8 protein-coding genes and 1 pseudogene are annotated in these 10950 nt (G+C 56.5%); 1 reads left to right on the plus strand and 8 read right to left on the minus strand.

What is annotated here, in order from left to right:
• Nucleotides 1-110 precede the first annotated feature (110 nt).
• From P3T25_RS43385 to P3T25_RS43410, 6 genes and pseudogenes are all read right to left on the minus strand, one after another.
• Nucleotides 111-770, minus strand: a complete 660-nt coding sequence (locus tag P3T25_RS43385) for a substrate-binding domain-containing protein (RefSeq protein ID WP_429363497.1) — start codon at nt 768-770, stop codon at nt 111-113.
• A 65-nt stretch (nt 771-835) separates the two neighbouring features.
• Nucleotides 836-1519 carry a 4-carboxy-4-hydroxy-2-oxoadipate aldolase/oxaloacetate decarboxylase gene (gene ligK / locus P3T25_RS43390; protein WP_429363499.1) on the minus strand — a complete coding sequence of 228 codons (684 nt, stop codon included), beginning with the start codon at nt 1517-1519 and terminating at the stop codon, nt 836-838.
• 2 nt (nt 1520-1521) lie between these two features.
• Nucleotides 1522-2547, minus strand: a complete 1026-nt coding sequence (locus tag P3T25_RS43395) for an amidohydrolase family protein (RefSeq protein ID WP_429363501.1) — start codon at nt 2545-2547, stop codon at nt 1522-1524.
• Nucleotides 2544-3215 carry a hypothetical protein gene (locus P3T25_RS43400; protein WP_429363503.1) on the minus strand — a complete coding sequence of 224 codons (672 nt, stop codon included), beginning with the start codon at nt 3213-3215 and terminating at the stop codon, nt 2544-2546. Before P3T25_RS43400 ends, P3T25_RS43395 begins: the two co-directional genes overlap by 4 nt.
• Before the next feature lie 257 nt (nt 3216-3472).
• Nucleotides 3473-4748: pseudogene (dctA, locus tag P3T25_RS43405) on the minus strand (C4-dicarboxylate transporter DctA).
• Between the two features lie 1737 nt (nt 4749-6485).
• Nucleotides 6486-7688 (minus strand): porin, encoded by a 1203-nt coding sequence (locus P3T25_RS43410; protein ID WP_429363505.1) that lies wholly within the window; start codon nt 7686-7688, stop codon nt 6486-6488.
• A gap of 879 nt (nt 7689-8567) precedes the next feature.
• Here P3T25_RS43410 and P3T25_RS43415 point away from each other — a divergent pair.
• Nucleotides 8568-8888: a hypothetical protein gene (locus tag P3T25_RS43415; RefSeq protein ID WP_429363507.1), complete on the plus strand. Its 321-nt coding sequence runs from the start codon at nt 8568-8570 to the stop codon at nt 8886-8888.
• A gap of 360 nt (nt 8889-9248) precedes the next feature.
• On the opposite strand, the gene P3T25_RS43420 is transcribed toward P3T25_RS43415, so the two are convergent.
• Nucleotides 9249-9767 (minus strand): RNA polymerase sigma factor, encoded by a 519-nt coding sequence (locus P3T25_RS43420; protein WP_429363509.1) that lies wholly within the window; start codon nt 9765-9767, stop codon nt 9249-9251.
• A gap of 1 nt (nt 9768) precedes the next feature.
• A complete protein-coding gene (locus P3T25_RS43425) occupies nt 9769-9984 on the minus strand; it encodes a YgaP family membrane protein (RefSeq protein ID WP_429363511.1) in 216 nt (71 codons plus the stop codon).
• Nucleotides 9985-10950 lie beyond the last annotated feature (966 nt).

Consider the following 10950-nt stretch of genomic DNA (forward strand, 5'->3'; position numbering starts at 1 on the left):
CTCTTGCGCCGTGCCCTCGACATATCGTTTCACGGAGCCGTAATCGGAAAAGACCGTAACTAACTCCTCGACCGCGTCGAAGCAATGCTTACACCTGGAACCTGTCGATCTCATGCAGGTTCCATACCGTGATCAAGGATCGTGGATTCGGCTCTCGATGACTTGAGAAACGAGAGCATCGATTGTGCAGCGTCCGCACTTTCGGCTGTCGCACATATGGCAGCCGAAAAGATGGTGATGACCTGAATCTCAGGCGGTAGGGAGCCAATAATGTCGATGCCCGGTAAGTGCATCAACTCGCTCAATTGCTGAAAACCAAGTTCAACCTCACCACGAGCGACAAGTGTGCCAACCGGAATTCCTGGCGGGGCCTGCACGATTCGCGGGGCGACCACGTTAGCGATTCCCCAGCGCTCAAACAATCGACTCAGGTGCGCACCGCTGGGACCGGTCGAGTAGCCAATCCTACGCGCAGCCAGAATAGCGGCGCGAACTGCCTGTTCATTGAATATCCCGGGTGGCGGCGCCCCCGCTGCAACCGCAACCGACACACCGGAACGGGCGAGATCGACGCGACTACCCACCTCAACCCGGCCGCCTGCGGCCAACCGGTCGATTGCTTCCGCAGCAAGCACGACAAAGTCAAACGACTCGCCTTCGAATACGCGTTGAAAAGCAGCGACACCGCCGACGGACTCAATTGTCACGTGCTGTTGCGACAGTCGCTCGTACTTTTCGACAAGCTGCGCCAACATGTTGCGGGTGGCCATGGAAGAGATACCTACGATCTCCGATCGATCTGAGATCCGACGAATGACCATATCTGCCGTCCTCTTCAATCTATATAACGAAGGCCCGCTTGTTGCAGCGGTCCGCGCATGTTGTACATGTCAAGGCCTAGCACGCCGGCAGCCAATCTGACACGCTTCTCGCCCTCGCTGGCTTCTCGTGCGGCCGCCTTTGCAAGAACCGAGTGTGCCGAAGCCGCTGGGACGACGACTATCCCGTCGCTGTCCGCCACAATGACATCGCCAGGATTCACCAGCGCCCCGGCACACACCACAGAGATATTCACGGAACCCGGCGTCGCCTTGACAGTTCCCCTGGCGGAAATGGCCTTGCTCCATACCGGAAACTTCATCTCGGTCAGTACGCGCACGTCGCGCACACCAGCATCGATAATCAGTCCCCGAGCGCCACGGGCCTTGAAGCTCGTCGCCAGCAAGTCACCGATGTAGCCATCGGTGCAGTCCGTCGTTACGGCGGCAACGACGACGTCGCCTGGCTGGGTCTGCTCCGCTGCGACATGCAGCATCCAGTTATCGCCCGGCTGCAACAGGACCGTCACAACTGTGCCGCAAGTACGCGCACCGAAATAGATCGGGCGCATATAGGGCTTTAGCAGGTCTGCGCGACCCATCGCCTCGTGCACGGTTGCCGACCCGAACGCTCCAAGTTTGGTGGCTGTATCGCCATCGGCGCGCTGAATATTTCGATATACAACACTCAGTTCATACATAATCAATCTCCTTTCGTTTTGAGCACTGCATCGAGGCGCGGATAGACACGTCGCGCGTTACCCTCGTAGATCTTGTAGCGGGTGTCCGAATCGATTTGTGCGGCTTCGACGTAGCGCCTGGTGTCGTCGAAATAGTGGCCCGTCTCCGGATCGATGCCACGCACGGCACCGATCATCTCGCTGGCAAACAGAATGTTCTCGACCGGAATCACACGCGTGAGCAGGTCAATGCCTGGCTGGTGATAGACACAGGTGTCAAAGAAGATATTGTCGAGCAGATGGTCCTTCAGCAACGACTTCTTCAGCTCCTGCGCGAGCCCGCGGAAGCGGCCCCAGTGGTAAGGCACTGCACCGCCGCCGTGCGGGATCACGAAGCGCAGGGTTGGAAAATCGTGGAACAGTTCCGATGTGAGGCACTGCATGAAGGCGGTCGTATCGGCATTCAGGTAGTGCGCGCCGGTAGTGTGAAAACACGCATTGCAGCTCGTACTCACATGAATCATTGCAGGGATGTCGTACTCCACCATCTTCTCGTAGATCGGATACCAGTAGCGGTCCGACAAAGGCGGGCTGGTCCAGTGACCGCCCGACGGATCCGGATTGAGATTGATCGCCACGTTGCCGTATTGCTCCACGCACTTGACGAGTTCGGGGATGCACGTTGCGATATCCACACCGGGGCTTTGCGGCAACATGGCTGCTGGAATGAAGTGATCGGGAAAAAGTTGGCTCACGCGATAACACAGTTCGTTGCACATCGCCGCCCAGGTGCTGGAGACTTCGAAGTCTCCAATGTGGTGCGCCATGAAACTCGCGCGAGGGCTAAAGATGGTCAAATTGAGGCTGCGCTCACGCATGAGCCGTAGCTGGTTGCTCTCGATCGATTCGCGCAATTCGTCATCGCCGATCCGCAATTCAGCCACCTTCGGCCTTTCGGCCGGATTGTTGATGCCCGCAATCTGGCGGCTTCGCCACGCCTCCAATGCCTTCGGCGCGGTGGTGTAGTGTCCATGAATGTCGATAATCATCGTTGCTTCCAGGGGTTAATAGTGTCGGACGATCTGTCACAAACTCCCGTCACGTCGATGTCCCCGTGCGCGACATTGTGACGCCGGGGTAAACATATGCGCAGGGTGCCCTCCCCGTATGTACGTTCCGACGAATTTTCTGTTAGTTCTTCATATGAGTAGGCGAGGTACATCAGATACAGGTCAATGTTGGCGCGCCCCTGATGCCAAGTCGTGATGCTGACGCCATGTATGGCGGTGCGGGTGATATCTTCATGATTCGACGACATATACTCGACGGCGTTCTGCCAAATGCCGCCGTCGAGTTGCATATTGCTGTAGCTCGCCGTGTACAACTGTGCAACTAATGGCGAAAATGCTACCCACGAGCAGGACTGGTTGATGAGTTGCTGATTGAAACGAGTCGAATTGGTCTGCTCTCCCAGTTTGAACGAACCGTATTCGCCGGCGAGTCCGGCATGCGCGCTATGTGAGAACTGACCGTTGGTTGCGTCACTTCCCAACCGCCCCGTGCTCGGTCGGAAGAAAGGTTCAGACGCGAAGATCACTGCGTTGCCTCCGCCGACGCGTTCCCGTCTGCGCATGCCCCAAACGAAAGTCACCAGTGCGCCGCCTTGCTGCAGCGTACTCGCCTGGAAAGTGCTGAGTTTCGATATTTTGATATACATTCCGACCCATATAACTATACGGACGACATCGGAACCACCACCGCTGCTGCGGTGGCGCCCTGCGAACTTCCCCCCTATTGCCGTGTGCCGGCCAACACTGGCGAGCGCGAGCAACACCGCGGCCACGCTGGCCACTTTGGAAACCGATCCGCACCGTGCTGTGTGTTTTTAAGGCCACTGTCTGTCCTTTGTTCTTTCTTTAATGCGTGCGCGAAGAACAGGACATCCGGTGTTGGTTCAAGCGAGCCTCCAGAGCTTCAGTTCGAACGTTGACGTGACATTTCGGCGTTGAGCCTCGAACGGTCAAGTTCGCGCTCCCACGCAGACACGACCAACGTCGCCACGCCGTTGCCGATTGTGTTCACCAACGCGAGGCCGGTTCCCATGAAACGGTGAATGCCAAGAATCAGGACCATTCCAGACACCGGAATGAGAGGAAAAACCAGCGGTGTTTGCGTGAGCATGACGAACGCCGCGCCCGCCACGCCGCTAGCTCCCTTGGATGTGAGCATCGCTACGCCGACCAACGTCAGTTGCTGAGTCAGGCTGAGTTCGATGTTGAATGCCTGCGCGATGAACAGCACAGTCATCGTCAAATAGATGTTGGTACCGTCGAGATTAAACGAATAGCCCACAGGAATGACCAGACCCGCCACCGATTGCGAACAGCCGAGCCGCTCGAGTTTCTCGATCATCTGCGGCAACGCGGCCTCGGACGAGCCGGTGCCGAGCACGATCAAGATCTCTTCACGGATATAGCACATGAAGCGCAGGATGCTGAAGCCCAGCAGCCGCGAGATCACGCCGAGTACGACCAGCACGAAGACAGCGAGCGAACGTGCCGATCAGCTTCAGCAGAGGCAAACCCGCGCCAATACCGTAGCTCCCAACGGTGAAGGCAATTGATCCGAACACGCCGATCGCCGCGTTCTTCATGATGATGTGGACAATGCCAAAGAATGTCTTTCCGAAGTCGTCGATTGTCTTGATCAGCGACCGCCCGCGTTCGCCTGTAGCCGCGAGCGCCACGCCGAACAGTAGCGAGATCAGCAGGATCTGCAGCACGTTGCCGGGCGCAAACGCGCTGGTGCTCGTGTCTGGGATAATGTGCATCGGGAACTCCACCGTGTTCTGCTGATGCGCGGCCGTAGCATAGTCCGAGAGCGCTCTCGTATCGACGCTCGCGGGATCCAGATTAATGCCAGCGCCCGGCCTAAACAGATGTCCAGCGATCAGGCCGATCACGAGCGAAATCGTGGAGGCCACTTCAAAGTAAAGCAAGGCCTTACCGCCGACGCGCCCGACCCTCTTCATGTCGCCCATGTCCGCGACACCGGTCACGACGGTGCAGAATGTGATCGGCCCGATCACCATCTTGATCAGCTTGATAAACGTGTCACCAAGAGGCTTCATCTGGACAGCAATCGATGGTTTGAAGTGTCCAAGCAGCGCACCCAGAATGACCGCGACGAATACGTGAAAATATAGGCTTCTGTAGAACGACCTATTGACGCTGTGCGACGGAAAATTCATGAGGGCGGGTCTATCACGACGCCGCTCCACAACAAACGGGGTTGCGATGGGTTTTGATCATCGACGTCTCCTGAGTTCAGCTGTACCAGTTGCAGTCGGTCCGACTTCCGCTTCTCTGCTTCTTGACGTAGCAGTCCAAACGGTAATGCGCGAAAAGGGCGACCAGACTCCGTAGAGAGGCACTGGGTTAGCCATGAGTGGCTTCTCGCGGCACGGCGTGTCTGGGCAGAAGCGAAATAGCAGATCGACCCGTTCGCCGTCGTTTGGTACGTCCTTGGATGTTCGGACGCGCAATCAAACCAAAAATCGCATCCGGGAAATCAGACAACGTAACAACGCGCTCGTACGACGCATTGGGCGACGTGTAGGCACGATCCAGCGCGTACGGAACCCGTGCGACCGAGCCGAAAACGTGGCAATGAGCATCGCAGGCGCCGACAGGCAAGGTCTGATTGAGTTGAACGGGATAGGAACCTAGCGGTACGCGGGAGTTCATTCAGTTCGTCTCAATGGTCGTTACCGCGTCGCCCGCATTAATCGGTTGTTCTGATTGTGGTCGACGCTCCGTCCCGCCACAATGGCGATATCGGACTAGCTGATATGTAATTTTCACATACCCATGTGCACATAGATTTGAAACTGCAGTGGCCGTTGATGCATATCGCCGAGCTCGACAGCCGCACATGTGCTGCCGTTAAGCTGGACACCTATCAGCGTGTATTGAGCCCGCTCGGTCGGTAGAAGTTGAATTCGACACACGTTGCTTGAACGCGTAGGCCGTGGCGTGACACGCGCGTGCGCCGGGTAACGGATGCTCGCCCAAGAGAAAGGCATCCTACAAGATGCAACGTGCCTCACAGGATCTAGATGAATTGCATCGCACACCGGGCAATCATTTCGCTATTGGCGTCAAGTCCAGTTTTTCAAAGGACGCGACGAGTTAGCTTGTACTGGATTTTCGACTCCTTTCCCCATCGCAAACGTCTCGGCGGCACGAGGCTTGGAGTACGCACGAATGCGTGCGACGAAATCTCTTGTCACCGACCGCACACTTGCAAAATAACAGATAGCATTTCCCGTGGCATAGACGGTGTCCGATTTTGGCGCGAGATTTGCGAAACAGAGTCCTGAGCACACCCTTGACAGTATTTTTTCAACCACCGCAACAAGTGCCGTAGTGGCCGAACGCTTACTGATTCGCTTTTGGTCCTTCGCGCCATTCCGGTTATCGCCCTGATTGACCACGAACTGGTCACCTCAGTTGCATCCGCATCCTCCCTGAGCGCGACAAGTGCGCCCTGATAATTTCGGCGTGAGCGAAGGTCCGCGTGAGCACGATGTACCGGTGAGATTGGAGTGTGTGCGTCAATGGCGTCAGTGCGTTTACCGCAGCTACACCGGACTACGCATCGGCTCCGGTTCGGATTTTCCTACCCTCGGACACCGCCTACATTTGATGGGGCGAATTGGTTCTGCGCCTGAACTCGCGTGGCGAGTGGTACGTCGGTGCGCTATTAGAGTGCTGCTCACCGTGTCGCTCGGACGCGACGGCGAGATTGCGCGATTCGCCCGGTCCGGTCATTATTTTTGTAGAAAATTGCGAACGGCTGGGATGAGCGGCCGGATATCAACGTTGCAATGTCACCCGCTCCGGGCAAGGACGCCCGTGATTGGGCGCAGACTGTCGAAAGAGCCGGCTGAAAGACCGGCTGCCCGAGGGCCGCCGGTCATCTCCGCTTAGAACCGGTGAGTAATGCCGAAGATACTGCCAAGCTGATGGTTGTTGCCCGAGTAGGCACTTCCGCTGAGATCGGCAACGGCCCGCTTGCCCGTCGAATCGATGCCCGAGGCCGCCTCGTAGAAACCCATCGCGTAGAGCGAAGTGCGCTTTGACAACGTGTAGGTCGCACCCAGGTTGAACTGGTTATATTTCGCACTGCCCAAGTTGTCCGCACCGCTGTTGTGCGTGTAGATATACGCGCCCGCCAGCAGCAACGCCGTATTCACTTGGTACTTGAGATTGATTTCGCCCGAGTTGAAGGTTGCAGTGCCGCCCTTGTACTTCGGGCCGGAGATCGCGCCGACTGCGTTGACCGATCCTAGATTCTGGAATTGCGTGTTCGAATATAGAAGGCCAACGGTTGCCGGGCCGAGCACATATGAACCTCCCGCCACAATGATCTGCTGCGAACCCGCCGACGCGTAGCCGCCGAAGATCTTATTGTTCATATTGTCGTTCGCGCCCGTGGCCGAAGACGTCGGCGTCGACGAATTGCCCTGATTGCCATAGGTCGCATAATATGGGTCCTTGGTGAACGTATAGCCAGCACCGAGCTTGAGCGGACCATTGGAATACGAGGCCGCCGCGTCCACTACCGAGTTCTGCGAGAAATTACCCGCTTGGCCGCCCAGGCTGTACAGAACACCCGCCTGCAGACCATTGTAGTTCGGGCTCATGTACTTGATCGAGTTCTGGATGCGGTTCGACGTATCGACGTTATCGACGTCGCTCGCACGCGTGCCGTACGCGAGGCCCGTGGCAGCCCAGTCGGCGCCAGACGCAAATGCAGAGGTCAAGTCATTGCTTACCGAGTATTGGCGACCGGCCGTTACCGTACCCCAGTCCTTGCTGTTCAATCCGACGAAAGCCTTGCGACCGAACAGGAGGCCACCCTGGCTAAGCGTGCCGGTGCCGGAGGTGAATCCGCTCTCGAGGGTGAAGATCGCTGATAGACCACCGCCCAAGTCTTCCGTGCCTTTCATGCCCCAGCGCGACGATGTCCCCTGCGAGAGCGCGTACTGGTGCAAACCTTTGACATTGTTGTTGAAAAGCATACCCGTATCGACGATGCCGTACAGGGTCACGCTGCTTTGCGCATGTGCTGCGCTGGCAAACGCGCCAAGCGCCAGTAGGGCCACCGAGGTCTTTCTCATTTTCATCTGTTTTCCACTTTATTTGAGTAAGGATCTCGCCCGCGTAACGAGCAAGATCAATTTATGTTAGTTGCTCGGTGCGCTCATCCAACGCAACATGAATGTAAGAGTCGCACTCTGACCAACCTACTGCAAACAAGAACAAACGATCAAAAGTTGTTCCCGCTATTCCTGTCAGGCATACAACACTCACCCCATCAGGCGGGACAAGGGTGTCGGTGCCAAATTAGATTTTGGTGACTATAGCCAGGAAATAATTATTTTGCTTTCCTTGTCGATTATTATCATGATCCTGATTAGATGCAATGCGCTTGCCTACGCGAAATTACGTTGACTAACCACAGTGAACATGCTTTTTGCGATATCAACTGACAAAAGAGCGACTGACTCAAGCGTGATTCCGATGGATGCGGCGTTGCAAGCGATTGCGCGCAAACGCAACGGCAAGACAACCCGGGAGAAGTTTCTGAGTGGCGCCACGTGTGTGCCTGCGGCACAGGGACATAATGACGTTTCATTGAGACAGGTGTACACGAAGGCAGAGATCGATCACGTCTCGATGAGCTGCCAATACGGTACCAGGAAGAGTTTGCTGCTAGATATTTTTGAACGCGGCAGATCAACGAGGAGTGGGGACGAAATAGATAGACGCTCGAGGAACTGATCCGCGCAGGTCGCCCCTAGTCTCGAAGGTCAGGAGTCAGCCGCCCATCCGTAGCGGCACCGGCACAGCTTTACCCGGCCTGCAGGTTTTGCCTGCGCAGGTTGGAGAAATGAACGTGGGAGCGTACGACCTGCCATGCCGATCACATCCAGTGGCGGCGCGACTGAGAGGCCGCTTGACCACGCACTCGATACCCTCTTTCTGATATGCCAGAGAAAACCATGCTGTCTCTTGTAGATCTGCCGGTTCGCAACGAACCGCGCCCCCAAGCCCATCCTGCCGAGGAGTTGTTGCATCCGGATGCGAAACGCCAGCGATTGGTGGTCATAGAGCAAATATGTTTGACTCTGTTTGACCAGTGGTGTGAGCGTCGCAACGCTCTCGCGTTGGCATATCTCATGTACGGCTGGCCCCTTACCAACGATGATCCATCTCTGATTGGACGGCTGTTGCAGTCACTTCGTGAGCTTGCGGAGCACCACCGCGAAACACTCCTGCATGAAGAGACCGAACTGCTCGGCTTGCTTCTGGATAACGAATAACGCCCGATTGCGGCCACGACACTGAAACAGCGATCAGGCTTGGTCGGGTCAGTGATCAACCCGTTCTGCCGTTTGGACTTGTGGTCGCGGCCGGGATCCGTCGGCCAGAAATACACCGGAGATGAGATCACCGCCGAATCAGCGCACCCTTGCGCACGTGATTTGACAAGAAGATTGGTTGTCAGCTTCCATTCAATGCGGTGCCGCCCGGGCGGCAAACCGCGCCCTGGGCGGCGAAGGATTTATTGCGCTCTACGCTGTTGGCTAACACGGACTATGCCAGTCTGGTTATCATATTAACGTGGTACGGGGTAGCCGAAACCTGACCAGATTTGCGCGGCGTCGCTGCTCACCGTGCAATCACGAAAGCAGATACTCCCGCGCCATCGTACGAGCGCGATGCAGACGACTCTTTGTTGCGGGAACCGATGCGCCAATGCGTTGCGCAATCTCAACGATGGTTAGTTCTTCAAAATCTCTCGATATCAGGACGTCTCGGTAGTCGGCAGGCAAAGACTCCAGCGCGTCCGCCAGTTCGCGACGCAAGGCGTCGTTGTCACGACTGCCAATCCAGCGGTCTACCTCTTCCTCGTTGTACGGGTCGAAGTGCAATGCCTTTCTGCCGAGTCGACGGCACTCGCGGCGAACAATGCTGAACATCCATCCGGAAAACGCCGCGACCGCTCGCACTGACGAGAACTTTCGAGCGATGATGAGCAGCACTTCCTGCACGGCATCGTCCACGTCTGAGATTAGACAGTTCCGCTGCGCGTACCGCCGGATGTCCGGCTGGCACAAGCGCAAAAGACGCTCAAGCTCTGCAGGGTCGCCTGTGCGCGCCGCTTCTATCGCTGCCAGTTTCTGTTCGCCGAGTTCCACATCAACGCCTTGCTTGTTGCCTAGCCAGTTTGCGCCCGACCAGCGCGCACGCAGGGCAGAACCCAACCAGCCCTGAAGCCACAATGCCGATAGCGGCGATTGACACAATAACAGCGGTGAGCGACTGGAGGAAAACAATAGCCAGCACGATGGCCAATGAGCCCAACAGTACGCGAATAATCCGCTCCCAACCCGGGACATTCTTAACGTAGAACATTTCACACCCTCCTGATTAGCATCCGAGAGAAGACCTCTCACCAGCTAAGAGGCATCCGTCTCGAAGATGGGTTCGTGCCCCAATTATTTTTTTGAGCGCGAGCCGGCAGTGGAGCTAGCTTGTCTAGTTCAGTAGACACAGTCCGTATACCTTAAATAACCGCAACAGACTGGTGGCGACATTTCACAGATCCACGTTTCAGGTCGGATCGAAACCCGAAGTAGTCGAAAAATCGGTGTACGTCGGCGCGTGATACGGAACGAAGCAGCATTACCTTCGAGCAGCTCAGTGATAAACAAAACTGCTTACTCTCCCCTGAGAGGGTAGCCCCACTGCCTCTCGACAGCAGGGCCCCCGAAGAACCGTGCATGCGACTTTCGCCGCACACGGCTCGCGCACAGCATGAAACGTCACACTGACGCCGGTCTTGTCAAACTGCACAAGCCCTTCGCACGCGTCACCTCGTCGATTCATCTCATTGCTGAGACGAGGGCGCTGAACCGCAAACAGCCGGTCTCTCTCAAGCTGCCCCACGGCGAATCTAAAAAGTGGACCTGCGACAGCTGCACCACACGGAAGTCTGCACCCTTTCAGGTCGAGGCAAATCTTGAACCTCTATGCAGCCCGTTACAGGCTGCCATTCGCTTTCTCCGCGTTCTCATACCCGCTTCGTCAACAGCGCTCCTCACGGTTTGCCTGCCTTGATGGCTGTGTTCCGGAATCAAGGCGATGAATCGGGCTTACCACGTTCCCAGTCTTGCCGATTCGATTGTTCCCGAATCTATCCGTTTAGCGCCCGCCTCTTCCTCGGTAGCGATGATGACGACGTGCACCCAATGTGGAGGGGAGCAACCTGCTACGCACCGTTTGGTCGTAAGCGCGAATTTATCAGCACATAGCGCCCGAATTGAGAGCAAGGCAAGCTGTGTCCACTGATTAACAGTGGACACAGCCCATGACTCAGAT

The organism is Paraburkholderia sp. GAS32 (genome assembly GCF_050434225.1).
Classification (GTDB): domain Bacteria; phylum Pseudomonadota; class Gammaproteobacteria; order Burkholderiales; family Burkholderiaceae; genus Paraburkholderia; species Paraburkholderia madseniana.